The organism is Hymenobacter psychrotolerans DSM 18569, assembly GCF_900142395.1.
Lineage (GTDB): Bacteria > Bacteroidota > Bacteroidia > Cytophagales > Hymenobacteraceae > Hymenobacter > Hymenobacter psychrotolerans.
In genome coordinates, this window is sequence record NZ_FRAS01000012.1 from 101,480 (window position 1) to 127,245 (window position 25,766).

General features: G+C 60.9%; 22 protein-coding genes. 8 read left to right on the forward strand and 14 right to left on the reverse strand.

Features of this window, described 5'->3' with window-relative positions:
• Positions 1–690 (reverse strand): hypothetical protein, encoded by a 690-nt coding sequence (locus BUE15_RS12230; protein WP_139252257.1) that lies wholly within the window; start codon positions 688–690, stop codon positions 1–3.
• 73 nt (positions 691–763) lie between these two features.
• Positions 764–1,315 (reverse strand): hypothetical protein, encoded by a 552-nt coding sequence (locus BUE15_RS12235; RefSeq protein ID WP_139252258.1) that lies wholly within the window; start codon positions 1,313–1,315, stop codon positions 764–766.
• A 164-nt stretch (positions 1,316–1,479) separates the two neighbouring features.
• Here BUE15_RS12235 and BUE15_RS21965 point away from each other — a divergent pair, with 164 nt between their 5' ends.
• On the forward strand, positions 1,480–1,617 hold the full coding sequence (locus tag BUE15_RS21965; protein WP_170865247.1) for a hypothetical protein: 138 nt from the start codon (positions 1,480–1,482) through the stop codon (positions 1,615–1,617).
• A gap of 552 nt (positions 1,618–2,169) precedes the next feature.
• Here BUE15_RS21965 and BUE15_RS12240 read toward each other — a convergent pair.
• From BUE15_RS12240 to BUE15_RS12250, 4 genes are read right to left on the reverse strand one after another with little or no spacing between them, the layout of a single operon-like run.
• The gene (locus tag BUE15_RS12240; RefSeq protein ID WP_073285285.1) at positions 2,170–5,247 is read right to left on the reverse strand and encodes a DUF6371 domain-containing protein; all 3,078 of its coding nucleotides are present in this window, start codon (positions 5,245–5,247) and stop codon (positions 2,170–2,172) included.
• Between the two features lie 30 nt (positions 5,248–5,277).
• A complete protein-coding gene (locus tag BUE15_RS21570; RefSeq protein WP_139252259.1) occupies positions 5,278–5,724 on the reverse strand; it encodes a hypothetical protein in 447 nt (148 codons plus the stop codon).
• A gap of 12 nt (positions 5,725–5,736) precedes the next feature.
• Entirely contained in the window at positions 5,737–6,018 is a 282-nt protein-coding gene (locus tag BUE15_RS12245) for a hypothetical protein (protein ID WP_073285287.1), read from the reverse strand.
• Positions 6,019–6,020: 2 nt separating this feature from the next.
• Positions 6,021–6,260 carry a hypothetical protein gene (locus BUE15_RS12250; protein ID WP_073285289.1) on the reverse strand — a complete coding sequence of 80 codons (240 nt, stop codon included), beginning with the start codon at positions 6,258–6,260 and terminating at the stop codon, positions 6,021–6,023.
• A gap of 206 nt (positions 6,261–6,466) precedes the next feature.
• On the opposite strand from BUE15_RS12250, the gene BUE15_RS12255 reads away from it, so the two are divergent.
• Both BUE15_RS12255 and BUE15_RS12260 read left to right on the forward strand, forming a co-directional pair.
• A complete protein-coding gene (locus tag BUE15_RS12255; RefSeq protein ID WP_073285292.1) occupies positions 6,467–6,850 on the forward strand; it encodes a hypothetical protein in 384 nt (127 codons plus the stop codon).
• A complete protein-coding gene (locus tag BUE15_RS12260; protein ID WP_073285295.1) occupies positions 6,847–7,101 on the forward strand; it encodes a hypothetical protein in 255 nt (84 codons plus the stop codon). Before BUE15_RS12255 ends, BUE15_RS12260 begins: the two co-directional genes overlap by 4 nt.
• 121 nt (positions 7,102–7,222) lie before the next feature.
• On the opposite strand, the gene BUE15_RS12265 is transcribed toward BUE15_RS12260, so the two are convergent.
• The 4 genes from BUE15_RS12265 to BUE15_RS12280 form a co-directional block, all read right to left on the reverse strand.
• Entirely contained in the window at positions 7,223–7,729 is a 507-nt protein-coding gene (locus BUE15_RS12265; RefSeq protein WP_396276128.1) for an XrtX-associated membrane protein, read from the reverse strand.
• Between the two features lie 10 nt (positions 7,730–7,739).
• Positions 7,740–8,282: an exosortase X gene (gene xrtX / locus BUE15_RS12270; RefSeq protein WP_073285372.1), complete on the reverse strand. Its 543-nt coding sequence runs from the start codon at positions 8,280–8,282 to the stop codon at positions 7,740–7,742.
• Between the two features lie 111 nt (positions 8,283–8,393).
• Positions 8,394–8,603: a PID-CTERM protein-sorting domain-containing protein gene (locus tag BUE15_RS12275; RefSeq protein ID WP_073285297.1), complete on the reverse strand. Its 210-nt coding sequence runs from the start codon at positions 8,601–8,603 to the stop codon at positions 8,394–8,396.
• A 78-nt stretch (positions 8,604–8,681) separates the two neighbouring features.
• Positions 8,682–12,656, reverse strand: coding sequence for a beta strand repeat-containing protein (locus BUE15_RS12280; protein WP_170865248.1), 3,975 nt, complete (start codon positions 12,654–12,656; stop codon positions 8,682–8,684).
• A 694-nt stretch (positions 12,657–13,350) separates the two neighbouring features.
• On the opposite strand from BUE15_RS12280, the gene BUE15_RS12285 reads away from it, so the two are divergent.
• Positions 13,351–14,340 (forward strand): AAA family ATPase, encoded by a 990-nt coding sequence (locus BUE15_RS12285; RefSeq protein ID WP_396276129.1) that lies wholly within the window; start codon positions 13,351–13,353, stop codon positions 14,338–14,340.
• A gap of 507 nt (positions 14,341–14,847) precedes the next feature.
• On the opposite strand, the gene BUE15_RS21575 is transcribed toward BUE15_RS12285, so the two are convergent.
• Both BUE15_RS21575 and BUE15_RS12290 read right to left on the reverse strand, forming a co-directional pair.
• Positions 14,848–15,675: a hypothetical protein gene (locus BUE15_RS21575; protein ID WP_139252262.1), complete on the reverse strand. Its 828-nt coding sequence runs from the start codon at positions 15,673–15,675 to the stop codon at positions 14,848–14,850.
• Complete coding sequence (locus BUE15_RS12290) at positions 15,672–16,232, reverse strand: RNA polymerase sigma factor (protein WP_073285303.1); 561 nt, start codon at positions 16,230–16,232, stop codon at positions 15,672–15,674. The genes BUE15_RS21575 and BUE15_RS12290 overlap by 4 nt, the downstream gene beginning before the upstream one ends.
• Positions 16,233–16,496: 264 nt before the next feature.
• Between BUE15_RS12290 and BUE15_RS12295 the strand changes: the two genes are divergently transcribed.
• Positions 16,497–17,315, forward strand: a complete 819-nt coding sequence (locus tag BUE15_RS12295; RefSeq protein WP_073285306.1) for a class I SAM-dependent methyltransferase — start codon at positions 16,497–16,499, stop codon at positions 17,313–17,315.
• Positions 17,316–17,322: 7 nt separating this feature from the next.
• Here BUE15_RS12295 and BUE15_RS12300 read toward each other — a convergent pair whose 3' ends face one another.
• Complete coding sequence (locus BUE15_RS12300; RefSeq protein WP_073285309.1) at positions 17,323–18,582, reverse strand: lipopolysaccharide biosynthesis protein; 1,260 nt, start codon at positions 18,580–18,582, stop codon at positions 17,323–17,325.
• Between the two features lie 247 nt (positions 18,583–18,829).
• Between BUE15_RS12300 and BUE15_RS12305 the strand changes: the two genes are divergently transcribed.
• Entirely contained in the window at positions 18,830–19,954 is a 1,125-nt protein-coding gene (locus BUE15_RS12305; protein ID WP_073285312.1) for an MBL fold metallo-hydrolase, read from the forward strand.
• Position 19,955: 1 nt separating this feature from the next.
• Here BUE15_RS12305 and BUE15_RS12310 read toward each other — a convergent pair whose 3' ends face one another.
• On the reverse strand, positions 19,956–21,134 hold the full coding sequence (locus BUE15_RS12310) for a glycosyltransferase (protein ID WP_073285315.1): 1,179 nt from the start codon (positions 21,132–21,134) through the stop codon (positions 19,956–19,958).
• A 226-nt stretch (positions 21,135–21,360) separates the two neighbouring features.
• Here BUE15_RS12310 and BUE15_RS12315 point away from each other — a divergent pair, with 226 nt between their 5' ends.
• Together BUE15_RS12315 and BUE15_RS12320 are read left to right on the forward strand one after the other, a co-directional pair.
• Complete coding sequence (locus BUE15_RS12315; protein WP_073285318.1) at positions 21,361–24,246, forward strand: TonB-dependent receptor; 2,886 nt, start codon at positions 21,361–21,363, stop codon at positions 24,244–24,246.
• Between the two features lie 50 nt (positions 24,247–24,296).
• Positions 24,297–25,733, forward strand: coding sequence for a hypothetical protein (locus tag BUE15_RS12320; protein WP_073285321.1), 1,437 nt, complete (start codon positions 24,297–24,299; stop codon positions 25,731–25,733).
• The last annotated feature ends 33 nt before the right edge of the window (positions 25,734–25,766 follow it).

Sequence of the window (25,766 nt, forward strand, 5' to 3'; positions counted from 1 at the left end):
TTATTGAATTTGCAGAGCAACCCGGAAGCCACTCTTAATAATGATTGTCTGGCCGGCCTGCACCGTGGCCATTAGCTCCCCTTTGCGGTTTTTCACCGTCACAGAACCCGTTCCTGTAGCGGCCCCAGTGGAGCCGCTGAGCACGCCGCCCCCGACCAGTGGCAGGGCTCCAGCATAGTACACGGCCGGGCGCGACAGCTCCCCGGTAAACTGCAGATCAATGCCGGCGCGGGCGGAGGGGCTGCTGCCCTCGCTGCCAGAGCGGAACACCAGGAAAGACTCGCGGCTGCCGACCAGCCGCAGCCGGCCGGCCATGTCACGCAGCATCACCAGGCAGCGCCGCCCCTGCAGCGCCCAGATTGCCGCACCCTCGTCGCCGTTCTGGGCGCGGGTGGCATTGACCTTGGTGGCATAGGTTGTCACGCCTCGGGCCGCTTTCGGGGTCTCATCGAACTTGATGGTGTTCTGCGTCACCTTCAGCTCATACCAGCCAGTGTTGGGAGCCAGCTGCAGGTTGCCCAGGATGGTGCTGCCGTCCGTGGCCGGGTCAGCCAGCAGGTATTCCACCGGCAGGCAGTACAGGTTGAGGAAGCCCACCAGCCCGCCAGCCGTAGCAGCCGGCAGGGGCTGCGGCGTGAAGGGTGTGGGAGCCAGCACCTGGTCGATTGCGGAGGGTTGAGTTGAAGCCACGAAGCCGGGGGACAAAAGTCAATTTTGAAGGGACAAACGGTGGAGTGGTTTTCGGCCCTTTTTGAAGAAATAATCAGATAGTCGGGCGAGGTGGTGCGCCGTTCACCACAATGGGCAGCTTAAGCAGCTCACGGCGCACTACCTTCACGGCCTTCAGCGGCGAGACCCTGGCCGACACCTTGCGGCTCCGGTCTTCCTTGCGCTGACGCTGGTAGCTCTTCTTCACGGCATCGAACGATTTGTCCGTGTCGGAGAAGTCGTACTTGGCCCGCCACTCGTTGATCGAGTCGTGCAGCCCCTGCCCATTGGCGACGTTGGTAGCTACCTGCCCATACATCTCCTTCAGCATCACCTCGTCGACGAACTTGCCAAACAGGTAGATAGTGCCGGTAGTGAAGCTGCGCAGCCCCCACTTCTGCGCCGGATACCCATCCGTGCCAAAGGAGAACTTCTCGGTGTACTCGGCCATGCTGCTCTCCTTGCGCTTATCCTTCAGCGGCCGGCGCAGCAGCAGCACGAGCATAATGCCGAACTGGTCCCCCATCGAGAGGTCATAGTCCTCGCCGAGATGCACCAGTAAATACTTTTTGACGTGGGGTCGAACGGGAATTTGAAGGCTGCTCACAGACAGAGTTGCTTAGGAGAAACAAACGTAAGCCCAGCCCCAGCCGAGCAAAAGGACTGATAAACACTGTGAAGCATGCAGAAGAAAAAGAGTAGGAGTTGACCCATTTAAGGCAATACAGATTCGTAAACAATTAATGCAATTATCGCGGATTGCTTACAAAAATGTATCAGCAACAATTCCACCAACTTCCGAACCCGACCTTTTTTGCATTCCAAAAAGAAAAACGGCTCGGCGGCAGCAGCACGGTTTTTCACCCGTCCGCGCTACGTAAAAAAGCAGCGGGCACTTTTCAGCTATAAATGCCGAAAACACCGACCTACACGACCTACACAACCTACATTCTTGAAAAACCTTTATTCCAGACTGTAAACAACGTTTTGTCTGTAGGTCGCCTGTAGGTTGGCGGCTGTTTTTGTAGGCTTCAGGAGGTTGAGGCTAAAAGGCCCAACCTACACCGACCTACAGAAACCTACAGCCAACCTACAGCCAGAAGAAGAGAACAGACCCTTAAAACCTACTTTATAGAGAATAGAAATACTTTTTACATAATTGTCTCACCCTGTAGGTTTGTAGGTCGGTGTAGGTTGGTATTTATAAGGGGGCACCGTGCATATCATATTTTTTACTGCATTGTCGCCTTAATGCGCCCGCCCGCCCGCCCCTGCGCCCGCGCCCCTACATTGTACTATCTGTAGCACCTGCGCCCCACTAGGCCCACCCGATAGCACGAAAAAAGGGCAGCGCGTCTGCGCTGCCCTTGTGCCAGGTCGTTCCCACCTGGTAATCTGATCCGGCCGCTACTCCGAATCAAAAATCGTTGCCAATGTGCCGACCTACGCCGGCCTCCTGGCCTACTCGATATCCTGCGTCATCACATCGCCGGCACTGGAGGTGAGGTCGATGCCAAGTTCGTCAAATTTAAAGCCATAGCAGCTAGTCGGGTTGGTTTTCAGCACCGGCGAGCCAGCTGGCATGTCGAAGCGTAAATCCTTCTTTTCCAGGAAGGCCGGGTCGTTCTTCAAATAGTAGTCCAGCGTCGTCTTGTCCAGACCCGGTACGTTGTACTGGTTGCGGTGTTGCTGCATGTACGGCGGATGCACGTTGCCCAGGCGGATGTACAGGTTGCCTTTGTAGAAACGGTAGTCCTGGCCCTCGATAATAAGCGGCATGGGCTTGTGGCTGACCAGGCCCACGAACACGTCCCAGAAGCGGCGGCTGTCGGTGCTCTGGCTGATCTGCTGGTGCTGGCGCAGGATGATCTGCACGGCCATATCGTAGAGAGTATCCACATCGAAGGGAAACTTGAGCAGGTTCGCCTCCAGCAAGTACAGCGTGGGAGTCAGAATGATGGCCATGTTCTGAATCATGCGGTCTTCCACGTCCACTTTATGCTTGGCCATGAGCTGGCGCAGGTTGTCGCGCACGACCTTGAAGAAGTCCTTGTACCACTTCACGATGTCGGCCCGGTGGCGTAGTACCTCCAGCGTGATGCTGGTCAGGCTCTTTTCCTGCATCTTCTTCAGCCGATCAAAGCTCTCGTAGTCCCGGTCTCCCGCCAGGAATTCCAGCAGGATAGTGCGCGTGAACAGGGCGTTGTCGATGTTGGGCATGTCCTGGCCTGATATCCACACGGCCGAGCGGGGCTTGGTCACCTTGGTCTGGTTGTCGTTGCTCTTCACGCCGGTGGTGCGGCCGAACCCGTCGTAGAAGCCCTTGAGCATGCCCACCGTCTTTTTATCGACGCTGTTCTTATACTCGTCGAGCATCACGATGCTGTTGGTGAAGTTGGCCAGCGTGCGAATCACGCCGATAACCGTGCTGGGGTTTTCCAGCGAAATAGAGTCCTGGGGCGTGCCAAAGAGGTGTTTGAAGCTGTCGGCAAAAACCGACTTGCCGGACTGGCGCTGGCCGAAGGCGTAGAGCATCGGGAAGCTGTTGTGGGCCTCAAAGATGTAGTCGCGGAACAGGCTGCTGATGTAGAAGCACATGCCAATGGCCCCGTTCAGCCCATAGACCTTATAAATGAGGTCGGCCCAGCCCTCGAATTTCACAGAGCTGTCCTTGTGGCTGAACTTCTTCTCATTGATGTAGGCGTTGTGGTCGTCGTTGATGCCGCTGAAAAACGGCAGGAAGTAGTTCAGTCCGTCGTGCTCGACGATGCCGTACTCGTCGGTCTTGGTCCACTTACTGTTGAATATGCCGTTGCTGAAGGCATAGAATTGGCCGCGCTCGTGCCAGCCCAGCGTCGTGATTTCCGTGGTCACCTTCTCTTCCCGGAACAGCTTTTTCTTCAGGCGAGTCAGGTCGGTTTCGTTGCCTTCGAACACGAAGTTGCCCACCGACTCCACGTATTTCTTGAACGCCCCCAGGCCCACAAACGCATCCGTCGGCAAATCCAGCGTAGTGGTGTAGCCATACTGGTTTTTCAACTCTACGATCCGCTTGGGGTTGTCCTTCGATTTCACCAGGTAGAGCACCTTGATGGTAAAGCCGCACACCATTTTCGGCCCGTCCTTGGTGACCGAGTAATAGGCGTTGTCGTGCTCGTAGAAGCCGTGCTTGAAGTAGTCCTCGGGGCTCACGCCTTTCGGCAGCATGCTGCGTAGCTCATCCTCCTCGCTCACCTTCTCCTTCAGATCAGATAGCTGGATGTTGTAGTGCTTGCCGATGGCGAAGAATTTGGCTGGCGACGAGCAGATGGCATTCTGCAGCGCCTCGTCGAAGAGCGCATCAACGTCCTGCTTGGAATAGGTCTTCTCCGGCCGGGCCAGCCGGTGCAGCAGCTCCCGGCCGTGCTCCCGGAAGATGGCCAGCGAGTTGGCCGTGTTTTCCCAGTCCTCGTCGTTTTTGCCAATCCAGATACCGCGGCGCTCAAATTCCTCAATGAAGAGGTTGGCCTTGTACCAGTAGTCCTTCATCTGCACCGACCAGTTGTCGACATCGGCGGGCAGTACCGGCAGCTCCTTGGCCTTTTTGGCTTTGGCTTCGAACTTGGGCTTGGCAGGCGCCACGATATCAGGCCGCACACCGTCGCGCAGCGCGTCGGCAATGTCGTAGCCATCGTGGCGCTCGGGAAATAGGTCAATCACTACGAAGTCCTGCTTGTAGGATTTGAGCTTGCGCAGGCTGCTGTTGTTGCGCCCGCCCTCGGTCAGCACCTGTTTGCCGTTGCGCATCTCCGGCTGGCCGTCCTTCAGCTTCGGTACGTTGCCGTCGGCATCGGCCAGCCACCAGATCGGGCGGTTGAACAGTGCCGAAATCTTCTCGTCGGTGATGCCGTTGGCCGCGCCGCAGGCTACCCAGTCCAGGTGTGGGTAGAAGAATGAGGCCAGTACCGCCGATTTCTCCGATTCCACCACGCATATGGGCCGTTCGGGGTTGTCGTGGCGCAGCAGGTGCTCTCCGAACAGACAGAAGGCGTAGCGGGCCGATTTCTTCTTTTCCTCGTCGGTGCTGGCGAAGCTGTAGGGCTGGGTGAGCTTGTCGCGCCGGCCGTCCTCGGTGTACTTGAACCACTTGGCATTCACCAGCTGCTTCTCGCCGTTCAGGTGCAGGAACACCGTGCGGTCCCGATCCGTGGCGACGGCCCACTTTTCCAGGTGCTCAGCCGGGATGGTGAGCGTGCGGGCGTACTTGTGCAGGTTGCTGCTGTGGTCCTTGGTTTTAGCCAGCAGCGTCGCAGCCACGTCGGCGGCGGGCTTCAGGGTTTCGGCCTCGGGCGCATCGGCGGCGGTGCCGGTAGCGGTGAACAGTTCGCCCGAGGGGCGGTGGTCATAGCCGCATTTGGCCTGCCGGTCACAGATGCCATATTGTTCGTCGAGACGGTTGCCGTCCTGGTCCTGGAAGAAGCGGAACACCTTCTTCTGGCTGCAGTTGGGGCACGTGCCTTTCGGCTTGGGGTGCTTTTCGAGAGAGTAGCGGGCTGACATGGGAACGATAGTCAGAGGATAAGGAAAAGTCTAGCGGTGCGCAGCAGTAGCGGTGCTGCGCAGCGAATGAGGAAATACCAGTTCCAGCCGGGGGTGCCCAGGCGGAACGGCTGGATGGTTCTGCCGACGGCGTCTCAGGTTGTCGGCCCGATCGAAGGAAAGGTGGCAGTGCTGGCATAGTAGCATCAGCCGCTCATCCCGCACCTGCCAGTTATGCTCATCATGATCGAGATGGGCCACCGTCAGAATGATCTTGAGCGCCTTCGGCCCCAGTTGCAGGCCGTCCTGAGAAAAGAGTTGGCCGGCTGTGGCCAGAACCGGTGGGTCTCCCGGATGAAATTGACCTGAAACGTCGCGCCAGCCATACGCCCAGGCCGGCACGTGGCACTGTTCACAGCGCCCGCCAGCTCGTAATCGGATGCGGGGAACAATCTCCGTTTTCCAGTTCGGGGGATACAGGGCATAATCAATGGGCATGGGGCAGGCCGCTCATGCGTTCGGAGTATCCGCTGCCCAGCCGGCTGGCAGCGAAGGGGCCGGGAATGCCGCCTCCAGGGCATTTTCAATCAGGGCCAGATCCGCCCTGGCCTCCTCGTACTGGCACTGCCAAGCATCCGCATGGCCCTGCTCATAGTAGAGTAGCTTGGCCCGGTTGAGATGAGCGCACCGCTGCTTGAGCGAGCGATGCGCCCACGCCAGGGAATGGAGCTGAATCTCCGGGGCGCACTGCGCCAGTTCCTGCAGGGCATTCAGAATCATGTTTGTCGGCATGGCTATAGCAGCTTTTTGAGGGAAGCCGCCGCCTGTTCGGCCCGTTGGTCAGCTGCCTGCTTATTGGCCTCCGCCAGCTGCACGATATCCAGCATGACCTTATTCTTTAGGTCGAAGGCCTGGATAATCCGGTAGTAGGTGGCCCGGCCAATATGATGCCTGGCGCATATTTTTTCCTGGTCCGCGACGGTCAGGTTTTTCCGCAGAGCTTCAATCTGTTGCTCTCGGGTGAGGGGTTCCATGCCGGGGTCGGGATGAACACTTTTTGTAAGTACCATAATTTCTTGGCTTAGTCCTTGCGAGACTGGTGTGAGACTATTTGATACGTATTTGAGACAAATATGTACCACAAAAGCCAATTAATCCCAAGAAAACGTAAAAATTATGGCAGATGATTACCGGTAAGGCCTTTCCAATTTTGTCTCACACTGAGATCAAACCGCCCCGCATGGCCAAAAGTGGAGAAAAGGCTTCCCAGACCAAGGACTCGAAGCATCGGGGAGAAATCGTTGCGAAAGCCGTTCATCAGAGTGGAGTCAAGCTCACCAAACTGCATACAGCCCTGGGGATCAGCCGCCCTACCCTGTATCGCCGTTTTGAGGACAGGCACCTGGACTTCGAGTTCATCCGTGAAGTCGGCAAGGCTATCTTTTACGACTTTGGTGAAGAGTTTCCCGAGTTGCGGCTGCACCGTCCCCTAGTAGCAGAGCCGCTGGTCCCCTACCAGTTAGACAGTCTTGAAGGATGCAAAGACCAGTTGCTGTACGTGTATGGACTCTATACCGAGGCGCTGCAGAAGTACAACGCACTGCTTCAATCGACTCAGAAATGACCGCCACTATCACTGAGGCTTTTTGCGAAGCAGTAAAGCGGGAGGAGATTCTCCTTCTCTCCAACGATGCCCAGCAGCTCGATGCGGTGTTTGTGCCGGGCCAGCCTGTACCACCCTTCACGGCCTATGTCTGGAATGCGTCCGCCGATGAGTGGTTCGTGCGTTTCGGCACGGCTCTCGACGAGCCGACGATGGGCGAGTTAGTGGCCCTGCAAACCGTCCCTCCCTCCGATTGGGAGCCCAATGTTTAACACCTGTTTAACACGGGCCTTGTAACTAACTGATTTCAAGAACATTCATGTACCTCCGTCTCTGGTACACAAAAAAGGCCCCTTCTCAGTTGAGAAGGAGCCTTTTTTGTGTAGTACAGCTTTAGCGACCAGTGGCTGGCGCGTACCAGCGCAGTAGTACTACCAACCCGATTACGGGCAGCGGCGATACGATAAAATCGATGAGGCGGCGGCCAAGCTGGTAGATCCAGGGAACGTCGCCGGCCAGGCGGCCGACAACCAGCAATACGGCACAGCACCCAAACACAGCCCCGTACAGCAGCAGTATCAGCCGCATGTGCCGGGCCGGCAGTAGCAGGCGCAGCAGCAGCAGGCACACGCCGGTGTAGAGAAGCGCGTACGTGAGGACAGCAGGCAGGCTACGTTTCGTGACTTCGCCGCTCACGCTTTGCTGAACAGCCGCCAGCTGATCAGTAAACCCTAGCATCGTTAGCACCTTCTGCCAGGCCTCGGTCAGTTCTGCAAACACTGCTTCATCATAAACTCCTGCCCAAAACAGAACCGCAACCAATACCAGAACCGCTATAGCGCGACTTGCATAGGTTCGGCGGGGCATGGTGCGAACGGGCGGCGTACTACTACCTAGCATAGCGCAACAACTAACCCAGTACTGGCGCAGTGGAAACAGAGAGGCGTCTGGCCCAGAGCATCCAGAGCAGGAAAATGCAGCCGTATACTACAAAGGTGAACGTGTAGTGGTGGTTGAAATCGACGGACTGGTGCGCGTAGAAATGGTTGAGCGCCAACGCCCCTACCCGCACCACGTTCAGCGCATAAATGGCCAGAATACCCGCCGGAATAAACCACAGCTTACGCTGCACCGGCCCCGGGTAGGCCAGCACGAAGCCCGCAAACAGCACGTACAGCACCAATCCGTTGCACGGGTTTCCGACAAACACCGCCATTTTTTGCTCCATCATCAGCAGTTGCGGATTGTCGGCGGCGAGACTGGCGGGGAAGCCCAGCAGTTGCAGCGCGGCAGTAGACACCTTGGCAATATTGATGGAGAGGAAGGTATCGAGCCGGTTGTCCTGGCGGAGCCATTGCTCGTAACCGAAGAACCAGACCAGATACAAACCGACGGCCAGGAGCAGAAACCGCCGGAGCGGACGAGCGGACGAGGGAGAAGCAGCAACAGACATAAAGCGAAAAATAGAGGTTTCTGGCGCAAATCGGCCGGCGCTCAACTTCAAACGGCCCCGCCAAAGAAAAGGCGGGGCCGCTTACAGTACGAGGTTTGAAGTAGGCCGGACTTAACGGCGGCGCTTGTCACGGAGCTTTTTCAGGCCCAGCCCTACCCCGGCGGCAACCAGCAACGAAACCCCACCATCAATAGGCACAGCGGTGGGCTGCTGAGGATCGGGGTTGGGGCCACCCGAACCGGGCCCCTGAGCCACCGCCAGACTGGTTGCCAGGAGCACCAGAGTAGCGGCGAAAAGGTGACGTACAAGAGAAGTCTTCATAGACGAAAAAACAGATGGAAAGACAAAGAAAAGACCGGCACCGACAGCAGCGCCGGTCTTTTTCACTATATGTGGCGCTTACTCCACGGTTACGCGCTTGGTAACCGGGCCGCTGGCCGTTTCCAGCCGCAGAATGTAAACACCCTGGGCCAGGTGCTGCACCTCAAACTGGGCCTGCACGCCAGTGGCGGTAACCGGCAGCGTCCGCTCGGTCATTACCTGACCAAGGCTGTTGAGCAGCGTCGCCTTCACCGATTTGCCTGCTACCAGCGCCGGTATGGTCAGCTGGAAGCTGTGGTGCGCGGGGTTCGGGAATACGGCTACCTGGGCTGCCAGCAGGCCATTGTTGGTGCTCAGGGCCGTAGTGCCGCGGAATACCAGCGAGAAGCGCGTGCCGGACGTGGCAGCTCCCAGCGTGAACGTGTAGCTGGGCTGCTGGCTCAGGCTGTTCAGCGTGCCGGTCTGGGCATCGCGCAGCAGCACCTCGGCACCAGCGCCAAAGTTGAGGAGCTGAGCAGCTTGGAAGGTGTAGGTACCAGCCTGGGGCACCTGCAGCTTCAGCGGCACCACTACTTCAGCGCCCGTGAGCGGCGCCAGGCCGTTGATGCTCATTTCCTCGGAACCGGCTACGGTAGAGAGGTTGGCAGACGTGTTGCGCAGCTTGTAGGCATCGTAGCGGTCATCAATGCTGGCCGTAGCGCCCTGCTCGAAATACACGTAGGTATCATCCAGCGAGGTGCCGGCGGTGGTGCGCACGGCCAGCTGGAGCAGCGGCCGGGTTTCAGGCCCCCGGTTGAAGCTTACCTGCTGCCCGAAGGACGTCACGCGGTTGGCGTTGGTCAGGGTCAGCGTAGGCGTAGCGCCGGCGGTGCTGGTCCGCACGAAGAAGCCCTGCGACGAGGCCACCAGCGGGTTGCCGCCGATGCCGTTCTGGTAGCTGCGGTAGCTGGTACCGTACTGGCTGGGGCTCTGGTGCACATAGATAGCACCGTTCAGGCCGGCCGGAACACTCACCGTGCTCCAGTCGAGCGGCGACGGATAGGGGTTGCCTACCAGATGCCAGCCGGCATCGGCCTGCGGACCACGGGCCAACGGACCCGTGCTGATGCTGCCGTTGTTGAGGTTGCCCACAAAATCGACCAGTGCCGAAGCTGCAATGTTCACGGTGTAGCCACGGCCCACAGCCATAGGCTCACCGGTAGAGTTCGGCGACACCCAGCCTTTGTCGAAGTTCGACAGGCCAGCGCCCTGGTTGGTGGCCACGCGAGCCTGCTCGTAGCCGAACACCGTGGGGAACGGCGTAACGGCCAAAGGCGTGAGGCTGGTGTTGTAGGTGGCGTTTGCTACCGGCGAGAAGCCGGCTGTCGTCAGGTCAGCAACGGTAGTGCTTTGCACCGGCGACGAGTAGTGGCGGTACCCCAGGCCGCTGTTCAGGCTTGGGTCGATGTAGCGTTGCACAGTGGCCGTGCCATTGACTACGCCACCTGTGTTGTCGACCAGTGCAGTGCCGGCGGCGCTGGAAAGCAGCGTCAGGCCGTTGCTGTTCAGCGTGAGGTTGCCGCTGGTGAGGCGCACTACTTCAGCCACGCTCAGCGGCTGGCTCAGGCTCAGGCCGCTAGCATTGTTCACCGTGAGGTTGCGGACACGAGCGGGCAGGCCGGGGCCGGAGCTTTGCGGCACCGTACCGTTGTACACATAGTTGGCATCATTGCTGAACGTGCGGGAGCCCGTCACCTGCACAGCGCCTGTGCCACCCGTGGCCGCAATACCGGCCGCGTCGCAGATGCGCAGTTCAGCCCCGGCCTGCAGCACGAAGCTACCCGGCCCATTGATGGGCTGGCAGTTTTGGGCCAGCGCACCGCCGGTCTGTACCGTAAGGGTGCCGTTCACTGTCAAGACACCGGTGAGAGTGGCAATGCCCGTGCCTGTGATGGTCACGTTGTTATAGGTACCCTGCACGTTCTGGGCGCTGCTCACCGTCAGATCCTGCGGGGCGGCAGCCAGCGTCGTGAAGGAAGTCGTAGCGGCCGAAGACGTCAGGCCGCCGGCGCAGTTGCTTACCACGACTACGCTATAGAGCGTGCCGGGCGTCAGACCCGTCAGGGCCACCGGCGAAGTCGTCGGGTTGGGGCTGATAGTCTGCGGCGGAACGCCCTGCGTGGTATACGTTACGGTGTAGCTGGAAGCCGACGCCGAGGTGTTGAACGCCAGGTTTGCCGAAGTGCTGGTAATAGCGTTGACGTTCAGGTTGGTCGGCGCATTGCAGACCGGAGCCGCAGGCGTAGTCACACAGATGGTGAAGTCGCCGGAGCCAGCCCCTGTGGAGTATTCAAATACCCGCACGTAGTATGTAGCACCGACGGTTAAACTGTTGGCGGTAATGGTTTCCGTGCCGCCGTCGCCGCTGTTGTCCTGGCAGGAACCAATGTTGACGCCAGGGCAGGCGCCGGAGCGTAGGTTCACTACCGCATCGAAGCTGGAGCTGCCCACTACTCTAATCGTGTGGCTGGTGTTCGTCGCCACGAAGGAGTACCACACATCATCATCGGCCGTGCCCACACAGGTACCCGCTGCCGTAGAGGCTGTGCCACCCGTTGTCGTGCCGCTGACAGCAGAACAAGCGGCCCCTGCCGCGCCCGGAGTCAGGGCAATGGCATCAGCGCACTCGTCATTAACAGGCGGCAGAGCCAGCGTGGTGAACGTGATGGCCGGCGCAGAAGTAGCCGTCTGGCCGTCGGCGCAGGTACCCGTCACGGTCACGCTATACTGCGTGCTTGGCGTCAGGCCCGTCAGCGCAATCGGCGAAGCCGCGCCCGTGGCCGTGATGGGGCTGCCTGTGGTAGGCGTAGCCGTCACGGTGTAGCTGGTGTTGCCGTTACCGGCCGTGAATGTCACGTTAGCCGAAGTGGTGCTGATGGTATTGGTGGCTACCACCGAAGGGGCCGCGCAGGCCGCCGGTTCTGTGATGCAGATGGTAAAACCGCCGTTAGCCGTGGTGGTAGGAGCCGTGGACGAGTAGCTGTAGACCCGCACCAGATAGGTTTGCCCCACCGTCAGGCCCGTGGCCGCAATGGTTTCCGTGCCGCCGCTGGCGGTGTTGTCACGGCAAGCCCCCACACTCGTGCCGGGGCAGGCGCCGGAGCGCAAATTGACTACGGCATCAAAGCTGGCGTTGCCGACCACCGTGATGGTATGGCTTGTGTTGGTGGCCACAAACGAGTACCACACATCATCATCGGCCGTGCCGGCGCAGGTGCCTGCCGCCGTGGAAGCCGTGCCCCCGATGGTCGAGCCGGTAACCGGCGTGCACGTCACCGCGGAGGTCAGGCTGATGGCGTTGGCGCAGTCGTCGTTGGCGGGCGGTGGGCTCAGCGTCGTGAAGGACGTCGTCAGGGCCGACGAGGTCAGGCCGCCGGCGCAGTTGCTGACAATGCTCACCGCATACGTCGTGCCGGGCGTCAGGCCGGTCAGCGCCACGGGCGAAGCCGTGGGAGCGGGCGTAACGGTGGTGGCCGTGCCGCCGGCCGGCGTGTAGGTCACGGTGTAGCTCGTGGCCGAGGCCGAGGCCGTGAACGTTACGTTGGCCGACGTGCTCGTCACCGTGTTCGTGCCCGCCGCCGTCGGGGCCGCGCAGGAAGGCGGCGTGAAGGTGTAGGTTTGTCCGGCAGCAGGTTTGGTACTGATAGACGTCGTTTCGGTAGTAGAGCTGGTTGTAGCAGCGGCACTAAGGTTGTTCAGGGATAAAAACTGACCTGAGCTGACACCTGACAAGCCAACAGAAGCGGAGCCAGATGCTACTGCGGCCGACTCGGGCTGGTAGACAAACTGCACTACGTTGGTACCTTCATACAGCTTTACCTGAAACGATACGACTGGGCTCGTGGAGTTCCAGTTCCACTCCCAGTTTTTCCATTCAAAAGTAAAAATCCGGTTAGGAGCAGAACCAGTAGTACTGTAATTAGCCCTGCTGCTGTTCGTTACTCCCCCCACGGTGGCTTTGCCATCTAAGTCGTCCCAGAGCGGAGCTACCAGAGGACGGCTGGTGGTCCCCACGGTACTTAGATTATTTGTGGTTTGGGCGGAGGTACCGGCAGTATTGAATGACAAAAAACCGTTAGCCGATGCCTTTACCTGTGTGTAAGTAACGCCATCAAATACGAAGCTAAAGCCAATGGGCAGCGCACCTGAAATCCCGCTGTCTGATTGCACACTAGGCTCATTGACGGCGCCTGTTGTGCCCTCAATGGTGGAGTAAGTGCCTGCCGATTGAGCAAACGTGTATGCTGACACTTGTGCCCAGGCCCCGGTAGCGGCGGCCAGCCACAAGCCCAGCAACAGCAGGAGCCGGGTGGCCCATGGCCTAGTGGGTGTTAATCCGGGCCACCGGGTGGTGGTGTGCCCGTCAAAAAGTAGAGGTGTGTGCATGTAGTGGGGGTAAAAGGTTAAAAAAAAAGCACGAACCCGCCCTACTCTATAAGGAAAGGGTAGCGGCGAAAAGGGAGAATATCTTATTGGGTTTACCTATTTGAACATTTACTTATTCAATAGCAAGTATATAATGATAAATAAATTATACTTTCATTTTATGCATAACCAGATAAACCGGGAATAATACTAATGCACATCTTACAACAATATGAATTTCATTATATACAGGCATTGCAGCCTGAACTATCCCTCCCGAGGTACAATTCGCCCGTATACTCCCCGCTTTTTCTACCTTTAACCTTACTCTTCTCTCCCGCGTATGATGCCGTCTTCTTCGTCTGAGCAGTCTGTTCCCGATTACCAGCAGAAAATAAAGCAGGTATTCGCGGAGGTCGGCAAGGTGGTCGTGGGCCAGCAGTACATGGTTGGGCGGCTGCTGATTGGCTTGTTTACGGGCGGCCATATTCTGCTGGAAGGGGTACCGGGCCTGGCCAAAACCCTTACCATCAGCACACTGTCCAAGGTGCTGCATCTGCACTTTCAGCGCGTGCAGTTCACGCCCGACCTGCTGCCTTCCGACTTAGTGGGCACCATGATTTACAACCAGAATCAGTCGGTATTCGAAGTAAAGAAGGGGCCCATTTTCGCCAACCTGGTGCTGGCCGACGAGGTGAACCGCTCCCCGGCCAAAGTGCAGAGTGCGCTGCTGGAAGCCATGCAGGAAAAACAGGTCACCATCGGCGAAACCACATACCCGCTGGACCTGCCGTTTCTGGTGCTGGCCACGCAAAACCCGGTAGAGCAGGAAGGCACCTACCCGCTGCCCGAGGCGCAGGTAGACCGGTTTATGATGAAGGTATTCGTCGATTACCTCAAGAAAACCGACGAGCTGGAGGTGATGCGCCGCATGGCTAATATGAGCTACGTGGGCGAAGTCAGCCCTATCCTGACCAAAGAGGACATTTTCGGTATCCGCAACCAGATCAATCAGGTGCAGATTTCCGAAACGCTGGAGAAGTACATTATTGAGCTGGTGTTTGCCACGCGCCGCCCCGCCGACTACGACCTGCCCGAGTTTCAGCAATACGTGCAGTTTGGCGTGAGCCCGCGCGCCAGCATTGCGCTGCACCGGGCGGCCAAAGCCGTGGCGTACTTTGATGAGCGGGACTACGTGTTGCCCGAAGACATCAAGGATGTGGCCGGCGACGTGCTCAACCACCGCATTCTGCTCACCTATGAAGCCGAAGCCGACGGCATCCGCACCCAGGACCTGATTGACGCCATCCTCCGCAAGGTGCCCATCAGCTAGCGAACCTCTACGCCCGCTCTTCGGCGCCGGTAGCCCAGGCGCTACTGTATGGGCAGCAGGCCGCCGGAGCCGCTATGCTGAGCCGTATGGTATGGCCAGACGCTGTTCTGCACCGATTGTACGGGCACTATGGGTACGCCCTGCCGGGTAGTAGTGGGGCCCGCGCTGGACTGCACCGCCAGCCGGCCAATAATCAGTAATACAAATAGCACCGTGTAAACAACCCAGCCCCAGTCCTTTGGCTCAGTCGGGGTAGCCTCGCTACTCTGTCGGGCAGGGGTTTCAGGCGGTGTGGTAGTCATCATGGCAACGGACGTAAGAAGTAAAAACAGCTGAAGACACTTCAGCCTTTTCAAGCAACCGGGCAGGCCCGCCTGCCACGGGACCACGCATGGTGGCGGAACAGCATTTGCCCAGACAGAGCCCTACCTAAAAAGGCTGCTACTGAACAAAATTATATTCCCAGAATATTCGAGCTCATGGGCTTTCCCGTCTGCTCACCGCCCGCTAGAAATCTGGCTGGGCAGCCGCTTTGCTCCGGCGCGGGCTAAACAGGTGGCGCACCTGCTGCGTGAGGTGCACAAGCCGCTTGCGGAAGCTGCGGCCTTTCTCTGCCCTTCGGTGTGTGGCAGTCCGGTACTCAGTCCGTCGCTCTCGGGCTGCGCCATCTGGCCGGAATGTGCCGGCAGTAGCGGCCTTACCAGCCACCATATTGCTGGCGGCAGGATCTGACACTATCTGTGGCGCCGCTCCAACTACCAATGTGCGCTGCGAGTCTGCTGCAACTGCTTCCTGCGCTACATCTGCCGACATAGTATCGGGAGCCACCACTTCGGGTGCAGCCACCGGGGTAAGGTCAGGTGCTGGAGTCTGTTGTGCTATGGCTGTCGAGACTTCTGCTGATGGCGCTGGTGCGGTGCTTTGAGGCGGAACAGCCGGCCGGCTGGCAACTACTGGGCCTTTGCCTGCAGAAACTAATGAACGGGTTGGCTGCTGGCGGCGCAACGCCACATCTGGCGCATCCGGAGCAAGAGCAAGTGCCGGAGCACGTTGCAAAGTAGCCGCACGTGGAGCTTTGGCCGAGACAACAGACTGCTCTGTTTTATGAGCAGATGGGGCCACATCCTCCCGAGGCAGCAGCCAGCCTACCCCCACTCCCACCAGGCCCGCCAGCGGCAGCAGCAGTTTGTAGGGCACTGCCCGGGGCACCTTCGGCATAGCCGCAAGCTGCCCTTCCACCCCGGCCCAGATGTGGCTGGCGGGTGTCAGGTCGAAGTCACTGAACGTTTCGCGCAGTGACTGGTCCAGCAGCTCATCTTCGGGGTCCTGAATCATAGTCGGATGTAGTTGTTCTGCTGCTGGTAGAGGTGCAGCAGCTGTTTGCGGGCCTTGCTAAGCTGGGCCTTGGAGGTACTCTCCTTAATGCCCAGCAGCTCACTTATTTCACTATGAGAATACCCATCCACGGCGTACAGCAGCAGCACTACCTTGCAGCCTTCCGGTAGTTGCTCAATCAGACTGAGCACTTCCCGCACGTTCAGCTGGTCGAGGGCCGACGCCGACACGGCCGGCACGAAGTCCTGCGTATCCGGGAACTCCACCTGGCTCTGGCGGCGCAGCTTGCCGCTTTGCCAGTGGTTGATGGCCGTCGTGACGACGATACGCCGGATCCAGCCTTCGAGCGAGCCTTCCGAGCGGAACTCGCCCAACCGGATAAATACCTTCACGAAAGCGTCCTGCAGAATGTCTTCGGCCTCGGGCAGCGTGTAGGCGTACCGCCGCGCTACGCCCAGCATACGCCCGGCATAGCGGGCATACAGGGCACGCTGCGCCGCCGGTTCGCGGCGCAGGCACTGAGCCAGCAGAGCTTCGAGGTCGGAAGAAACCGGCATACGCAAGCGTGTTTCTCTCGGTGATTGTGAAGGGGAGACAAGACAAGCCGCAAAAAAGCTGCTGCGCAACGCCACTGACGACAGCACCACACTTATGCGAAGAGCAATATATCTGATTTACAATCTATAGCAACCTAAAAAATTGTCATCTTCCTGTACAGCAGCGGCTGCCTGGTGGGTGATATGCGGCGGGCGGCATCGGGTTTTTCGGCGGCTCCGAGTAGCAGGAGTTGTTAGCTTTGCGGCTTCCTCAGCCGTTTCTCTGTGTCCCGAATTGCCAAAACCCTGCGCGGCCTCGCCAGCCTCGTCCGCAACCCCTGGCTGCTCAACCACGTGCTGGCCGCCGACGAAACCGCCTGGCAACAGCGGGCCCTGGCGCACGGTGCGCGCCACCTCACGGCCCAGGGCCTGCCGGCCGTGCCGCTCACCCACTTCCTGACGCCCGACCACGACCATACCGTGCGGCCCTTCGCCTTCCGGGAAGGCGGCTCGCTGCCCACCGACCTGCTGCTGCTGCGCGCCCTGGCCCGCCGCGTGCCGCGCTGCCGCTACTTCGAAATCGGGACGTGGCGCGGCGAGAGTGCCGCCAACGTAGCCGAAGTGGCAGCCGAAGTATGCACCCTCAATCTTTCGGGGGAAGAAATGCGGGCACTGGGGCTGAGCGAGCAGTACATCGGGCTGCACGGCTTTTTCTCGCGGCCTCTGCCCCACGTGCGGCACCTGCACGGCAACTCCGCCACCTTCGACCTGGCCGGCCTGGGCAAGCAGTTTGATGTCGTTTTTATTGATGGTGACCACCGCTACGAGGCCGTCCGGACCGATACGCGCCGCGTGTTTGAGCATCTGGTAGGCCCGGAAACCGTGGTGGTGTGGCACGATGCCAGCCGCCAGCCGGGCCAGCCGCGCTGGGAGGTGCTGGCCGGTATTCTGGACGGGTTGCCTGCCACGGCCACCGGCCAGCTGGTGCAGGTAGAAAACACGCTCTGCGCCCTGTATTCGCCCCAGCTGCTCCCCACCCACACTCCCGACCCGCTCTCCGACCCCGAAACGTGGTTTGAAGTGACAGTAAGAAGCCGTTCCTGAGCGGCGGTCAGCGGCTTCTCACCAGTTCCCGCAGGTAAGCCACATCCCGGGAGCCGGGCAGCCAGTCGGCCCAGCCAGCTCCGGTGGCGCGCCCAAACTGCACCAGCAGAAAGGCCGTGGAAGCTATGTAGGAGAGCGAAGCCGCCATGGCTGCCCCCACTATGCCCAGCCGCGGAATCAGGAGCCAGCAGGCGGGCACCGTCACGAGCAGGCCCAAGGTAGTAGCCCAGTTGTTGGTGCGGTACTGCCCCAGGCCGGCGAAGTAACTGCTGCAGGCTACGTTCAGCGCCACCGCCACCACGCCCGGCGCCAGCCACGCAATAACGGGGCGCGCTTCCCCGAATTCCGGCCCGAACACTGCCGCCAGCAGTGCCGGGGGCAGCAGCGCCAGCACACCCACGGCCGCGGCCGTAGCCAGCGCCGCCAGCCGGGCCACCCGCAGCGTGGGTGCCAGCTGCGCCTGCTTATCGTCGGCGTGCACCAGATCTACATACTGAATAAGGGCCGCGCTGCGCGGAATCAGCCAGATGGCTTCGGCCAGGGCCACGCCCACACTAAGCACGCCCACGGCCCGCGCATCCACGAAATGTGCCACGAAATAGTAACTGAGGCGGTAATTGGCGAAAGCCAGGATGTTAGACAGATGCGCTCCGCGACTGTGGTGGCTCAGCTCGGCAGCCGTGGAACGCAGGCCCCGGCCCCCCTCCCACCGGTCGGGCAGGCGGCGCAGCAGCCCGAAACTCACCAGCAGCGGCAGCCCATAGGCGGCGTAGGCGGCACAGTAGTAAACCGGCACTTCGCGCCAGCCCAGCCCCATAAACGCCAGTAGCAGCAGCCCCGCCAGCAGCGCCACCTGACTCAGGTTCAGTCTGTTGTAAGCGGCTTCGCGCTTGCGCCCCAGCAGCAGGGCGCTGTTGATGGACAAAAACGCCTGCAGCAGCGCCAGCGCCCACAAGTGCCCCAGGTAGCTGACCGGCACCGGCCGCAGCAACCCGGCCAGCACAGTGCCGGCCGTGCACACCACCACCGCCCAGCCATAAGCCGGCACCAGCAGATGCCACACGTTGCGGCGCGGCGCCAGAAATATCAGCGAAGAGCCTCCCAGCAGCCCGATGAACAACAGCAGCGCGGCGCAGTCCGTCACGAACAAACTGACGCTCCCTCGCCCGGCTGCGCCCAGCGAGCGAGCCGTCAGCCAGACCACCGCAAAGCTGAGCAGCGCTACAGAAAGGCGGGTAGCGAAGGTGTGAAAGATGCGGCGTAGCACTGCGAGCAACAAAGGTGGTGAGCCGACAAAGGTATTCGCTGTGCGGGTTTGGCGCTGCCCGCAGCTGCTCAGGCCCAAATAAGGTGGCAGAAGCTGCGAATGGCGGTGACCCTTGGCCGGGCGGCTACAAACAAGTAGCGCCGTAAAATATGTAACTGACTACCCCGACTGCTGCGTAAGCCACGCCATTGCGCCGTAGTGCGGGGTTCCGTTGGAAGTGCGGGGCCAGCTTACCTTATTCCTCAGCATGAGAAACTATCTGAAAGTAACGGGCCGGCTGGCCGGAAGTGTGGTGGCATTGCTGCTGGTAGCGGGCGTAGCCTTTGCCAATCTGAGCCCGGAGCTTGGGGGCAAACCCACCAAGGCGGAGCGGGCCGCGTATGCGCGGTCGGGGCACTACCAGGACGGCAAGTTTCAGAATCTGGTGCCCACGCGGCAGCTCACGGGCGGCAGCATGCTCTCAGTGTTCTGGAAGTTTTTGTTCAGCTCGGCACCCAACGAAGCGCCCGCCGCGCCCCTACCCATGCAGACTCTCGACTCGCTGAGCATCACGCGCAAAACCGCCGATATGGTGCGCGTCACGTGGTTTGGGCACTCGGCCAGCCTGGTGGAAATAGCGGGCAAAAACATCCTGCTCGACCCCATGCTGAGCGTGAAAATGGGCCCACTGCCCCTCGTGACGCCCAAGCGCTACAATCAGGAGCTGGTCATCACGGCCGAGCAGTTGCCGCCCATTGATGCCGTGCTGATTTCGCACGACCACTACGACCACCTCGACTACCAGACCATCCGGCGGCTCAAAGACAAAGTAACCCGCTTCTACGTGCCGCTGGGCATAGGCGCGCACCTGCGGGCCTGGGGCGTCGATTCGGCGCGGGTGCGGGAGCTGGACTGGAACGACTCGGTGCGGCTGGATGGCCTCACCATTGTTAGCACCCCGGCCCGCCACTTCTCGGGGCGCGGCCTCACCAATGCCAACTCCACTTCCTGGAGCTCCTGGGTGATGAAATCGGCTACGAAACGCGTGTTTTATAGCGGCGACGGAGGCTACGGACCGCATTTCCAGACCATCGGGCAGCAGCACGGCCCCTTCGACGTGGCGCTGATGGAATGCGGCCAGTACAACGAGGACTGGGCCGAAATCCACATGATGCCGGAGCAGACCGTGCGGGCCACGCTTGATGTGCGGGCCCGCCTGCTCCTGCCGGTGCATTGGGGCGCTTTCACGGAAGCCCGCCACGCCTGGAATGAGCCGGTGCGCCGCGCTTCCGCCGAAGCCGGCCGCTTGCTGCTGCCCATCACCACGCCGCAGTTGGGCCAGCCCGTTACGCTGGGCGCCGGCGCGCTGCCGCAGGAGCGGTGGTGGCAGTAGCTTACGGCCGCTGCAGCACGGCCGCGTAAAATTCGGCGAACTGCCGGCCCACGGCCGGGTAGCTGAAGTGCGCTTCGGCGTAGCTGCGCAGGGTGGCCGCATTGAACTGGTTGGGCTGAGTTAGCACCTGCGTGAGAGTTTGCAGCAGGGCGGGTTCGTCGCGGGCGGGCACGAGGTAGCCGCAGGTGCCATCGGCGGGCAGCAACTCGGGCACGCCGCCCACGGCCGTAGCCACGGCGGGCAGGCCGCTGGCCTGAGCCTCAATGAGCACGCAGGGCAGGTTTTCGTAGTTGCTGAACAGCACAAAGCAGGCGGCGCGGCGCATTTCGGCCGCTACGGCTTCAGTCGTGAGCTTGCCCAGAAACGCAACGGTGCCATCCTGCACCAAACCCAGGTCGGCGGCCAGCTGCCGGAGCGGCGCTTCGGCGGGGCCGTAGCCGGCAATACGCAGCCGCACGCCGGGCTGCGAGTCGCGCAAGTGGGCTACTACCCGCAGTAGCCCGCTCAGGTTCTTGGCCTGCTCGTTGAAAGCGGCCACGTGCAGCAGCCCCCGCCGCGGCTCCGCTGCCGTCGGCAAGCGAAACAGCGTCGTATCTACCACGTTGGGAATAATTGCCGTCCGGGGGTTGCGGATACCTAGCTGGGCTAAGGCTGTGCGCAGGTTTTCGGATACCGTATGCAGCCCGGCCGCCGCCCCCACCACTCGCTGGGTCAGCCAGCGCCGCAGCCCGCCGATGCGGTGCGCGTTCTGCGGCAGATACAGCGTCCAGTGCTCCGTAATGACGTATGGCAGGCCGCGCGTCAGCTTCAGCCACCACGCAAACAGGCCCGTGCGCAGCAGTACGTGCGCATGCACCAGTTGCGGGGTCGCACCCCAATGGCGCAGCAGCCGCTGATAGCCCTGCACCATACACCAGAAGTAGAGACCCAGCTTCAGCACCTTGTCGAGGGGGCCCAGGCCGGTGGGCCGGGCGCGGTAGTAGTAGCGCAGCACCGGAACCGGACCGGCCAGGTCAGCGTCGCACTCGGTCAGGCGGGACAATGGGCCGCGGGCTACGGCCGCAAACAGCACGGCCACTTCGGCGTGGGGCACAATGGCCGCCACGTGCCGCGCCACAAAGTCGCCGTCTTGGTCGTCGTAGCGGTTGGGGTACCACTTGGGCAGCATCAGTATGCGCATTTGCAGCAGCAGAGAGAAAGAGAAAACAGCAGACTTGGGCGCTGAAAAGATACTGGGATTTCCGGCGCCGCCCCCGCCACACAGCGCTGCTGCTGTTGGCCGGCGGCTGTTCGGGTAGCTGGAAAGCAGGTTTCGGCGGCCTTCTTTGCTCGTTCATGATTTGGTAACGGACCGGAGACAATGAGGTAATATCAGAAGGGGAGCTTTGCGGCATAATTCAACCCCCATGAACCTGACACTCACCCGCTTTCTGGCCTTGCTGCTCCTGCTGCTGGGCCCCACTTCGGCCGCCTGGGCGCAGCAGACCGGCACCATCAAAGGAACGGTGAAAGACGCTGGCACGCAGGAGCCTGTCATCGGGGCCAGCGTGGGCGTGCCCGGCACCGCCATCGGCGGGGCCACCGACCTCGACGGCAACTTCACGCTCACGAAAGTGCCGGCCGGCAGCTATGCCCTGGCCATCAACTCCGTGTCGTACGCCCCGAAAACCATTCCCGGCCTGCAGGTAGAACCAGGGAAAGTGGTGGTGATAAATACGGTGCTCAGCAGCTCATCGGCGGCCCTCGGCGAAGTAGTCGTGACGGCGCAGCGCCGCACCAACACCGAGGTGGCCGTTATTAGCGAGGTGCGGCAGGCGCAGCTGGTGGCGGTGGGGGTTTCGGCCGAGCAGATTGTGAAGTCGCAGGACCGCGACGCGGCCCAGATTGCGCGGCGCGTGCCGGGCGTAAGCATCCAGGACAACCGCTTCGTGCTGGTGCGCGGCCTCACGCAGCGCTACAACGCCGTGATGCTGAACGACGTGCTGACGCCCAGCTCCGAAGTAGATACCCGCGCCTTCGCCTTCGACATGATTCCGAGCAGCGTGATTGACCGGATGATGATCTACAAATCCGGCTCGGCGGAGCTGCCCGGCGACTTCGCCGGCGGCGTGATTAAAGTATATACCAAGCGGGCCCCCGAGGAGAATTTCACCACGCTCAGCCTGCAGGGCGGCTACCGCAACGGCACCACTCTCTCCGACGTGCAGAAATACGAAGGCGGCAAGTACGACTGGCTGGGCTTCGACAGCGGCAAACGCAGCATTCCCGGCAACTGGCCCGGCACACTCAACAGCAACATTTCTAGCCCGCTGCGCGCCGCCTATGGCCGCCAGCTGCCCAACAACTGGGCCATCAATCCGGCCAAAGCCGCTCCGGACCTGCGCCTGTCGTTCAGCATGGGCCGCCGCTTCGAGTTGGGCGAAAAGCAGGTGGGCACGCTCACCAGCCTCAACTACGGCAACTACCACGTAGCCACGACGCCCCGCCTCACGTTCTACCAGAACGGCGCTGACCGCAACGCCGTGGACGCCCAATATCAGGACGAATCCTACAACAACGAGGTGCGCCTGGGCGTGGTGCAGAACTTCTGGATGCGCCTCAACAGCCGCAGCACGCTCGAGTTCAAGAATCTGTTCAACCAACTGGGCGCGGCCGAAACCGTGGTGCGCCAAGGTGCCGACTCGGCTGCCACCAACGATGTGCGGGCCTATTCTGAGCGGTACGAGAGCCGCAGCATCTACTCGGGCCAGCTCATCGGCAACCACGAGCTGCCCAACGACAAAACCAGCATCAACTGGGTGGGCGGCTTCGCCTACACGCACCGCACCGAGCCCGACTGGCGCCGTGTGCGCTACATCCGCCCGTTTGGGGCCACCAACGGCGACGGTACGCCCGCTCCCTTTGGCGTGGCCGCTTCCAACCAGCCCATCCTGACGGACGCCAGCCGCTACTTCTCCGAGCTGAACGAGCGGGTAGAATCGGGCGCACTGAACATCATCCACGAATTCACGCAGGACTCGACCAAAGAAGAAGGCGGCATCAAGCTGAAAGCCGGTCTGTATGCCGAGCGCAAAGACCGGGACTTCAAGGCCCGCTACTTCGGCTACACCAGCGTGGGCAACACCGGCGTGAGCGGCAGCGGTGTACGGGTGCAGCCCATCGGGCAGGTGTTCAGCCCCGGCAACCTGACCGGCCGGGAAGGCGGCTTCTCGCTGCAGGAAGGCACCGACCCCAACGACTCCTACAACGCCAGCAACACTCTGCTGGCCGCCTACGCCAGCCTGACCGTGCCGCTGGGCAAGTTCACGGGCGTGGTTGGCTTCCGGGGCGAATACAACGACCAGGCCGTAACCAGTGAGCTGCGCGGCGGCGGCTTCACCAACGGCGGACGCCGGCTGTTCAGCCCGCTGCCCTCGCTCAACCTTTCCTATAACCTCACCGACCAGATGCTGGTGCGGGCGGCCTACGCAGCCACCATCAACCGGCCGGAGTTCCGGGAGCTGGCGCCGTTCCGCTTCTACGATTTCAACCTCAACGCCGACGTGCAGGGCAACTACGCCCTGAAAACGGCGCAGGTGCACAACGTGGACGTGCGCTGGGAGTTCTACCCCACTTCCGGCGAAATGCTGACGCTGGGCGCCTTCTACAAGCACTTCACCAACCCCATCGAAAACTACCTGAACACCTCGGTGGGCGGGGCCAACAGCCTCAACTATGCCTTCGTGAACACGAAAGCTGCCATGAGCTACGGCGTGGAAGCCGAGGTCCGCAAGTCACTGGCCGGGCTGTCGGAAGCCACGCTGCTGCAGCGCCTCTCGCTGGTCGGCAATGCCTCCTACATCTTCAGCCGCGTGGATCTGGGCGATGTGCTGAACGTGCCGGATGCCAGCGGCCGGGTGCTCCCCACCGACGTGCGCGACACCCAGACCCTGACCCGCCCGCTGCAGAGCCAGTCGCCTTACCTCATCAACCTGGGCGCTTACTACAACGATGAAGACCGGGGCACCCAGGTCAGCCTGCTCTACAACGTGGTGGGGCCGCGCATTTTCGCCGTCGGCAATGAGGACAACCCCACGCTGTACGAAGTGCCCCGCAACGTGCTCGACCTGGTGCTGACCAAGCGCCTGGCCAAGCACTGGGAGCTGCGCGCGGCCTGGCAGGACGTGTTCAACCAGCCCGTGGAGCTGGTGCAGGACACCGACCGCAACAACAAGTTTTCGAGCAGCGACGCTTCCTACCGCTCCTTCCGCCGCGGCTCTACCACCACCCTCGGCCTCATCTTCTCCTGGTAAGTACTGGTTGTCATCTTCCTCCTTTTGTTTCATTCACCCACTTCTCCCTTATGAAACGCTTTCCCAAAACGCTGTTGTTCGCTATGCTGGCCCTGGCCAGCGCCCCACTCAGCAGCTGCGAGGACAACGACGACAATGCGCCGGCAGTTGAGAATCCTGAAACGCCCAGCGGCCCCGTGGACAGCGCCGGCCGGGTAATTCTGACGGGCGAAATTTCGAGCAGCCGCACGCTCAAAGCCAGCGAGAAATACCTGCTGCAGGGCTTCGTGTACGTTACCAGCGGCACTACGCTCACCATCGAGCCCGGCACCAAAATCTTCGGCGACCAGGCTACCAAAGGTGCGCTTATTGTTGAGCGCGGGGCCAAGCTCATAGCCGAAGGCACCCAGACCAACCCCATCGTCTTCACTTCGGCCAAAGCCAAGGGCAGCCGCAACTACGGCGACTGGGGCGGCGTGGTGCTGGTGGGCAGCGCCCCCATCAACCAGTCGTTGAGCACGAACATGGAAGGCGGTATCCGGGGCACTTTCGGGGGCACCAATGCCGCCGACAACTCCGGTAGCCTCAAGTACGTGCGCATCGAGTTTGCCGGCATTGCGCTTTCCACTTCCGCCAACAGCGAAATCAACGGCCTGAGTATGTACGGCGTGGGCTCGGGCACCCAAATCGACTACGTGCAGGTTTCGTATTCCGGCGACGACTCGTTTGAGTGGTTCGGGGGCACCGTGAATGCCAAGCACCTGGTGGCGCACCGCGGCTGGGACGACGACTTCGACACCGACTTCGGCTTCACGGGCAAAATCCAGTATGGCCTTTCATTGCGCGACCCGCAGTACGCCGACCAGTCGGGCTCCAACGGCTTCGAGTCCGACAACTTCAACCCCGGCACGCCCGCTACCGGCACCAACGCCGGCCTGCCCCTGACCGGCGCCGTATTCAGCAACATGAGCGTGTTCGTGACGGCCGGCACGCCGCCGGCGACGCAGGCCTCCGGCAACGGCTCCTATCAGTCGGCGCTGCACCTGCGCCGCAACACGGCTATCAGCATCTACAACTCGGTTTTCGTGGGGCATCCGGAAGGGCTGCGCCTCGATGGCACCGCCACCTGGGCCAATGTGCAGTCGGGGGAGCTGACGCTGAAAGGCGTAACACTGGCCAACAACACGACGCCGCTACGTGCGGCCGGCAACAGCGGCACCGGCGCCTTCTCCGATGCCGACGTGCAGGCGTGGTTCAACGGGTCGGGCAAGCAGAACGCGGTGGTATCGGCCGGCAACCTGAGCACGCTCGGCCTCAACGCCAGCAGCTTCAACCTCACGGCTCCTAACTTCCTGCCCCAGAGCAGCTCACCTCTGCTCACCGGCGCCATCTTCGACGGCAAAGCTAACGACTCGTTCTTCGATAAGGTGACGTATAAAGGAGCCTTCGGCACCTCCAACTGGACCCAGGGCTGGACCAGCTTCGATCCGCAAAACGCCGATTACTAGGTAGCTTATTCCGTATCGATATACCAAAGGCCG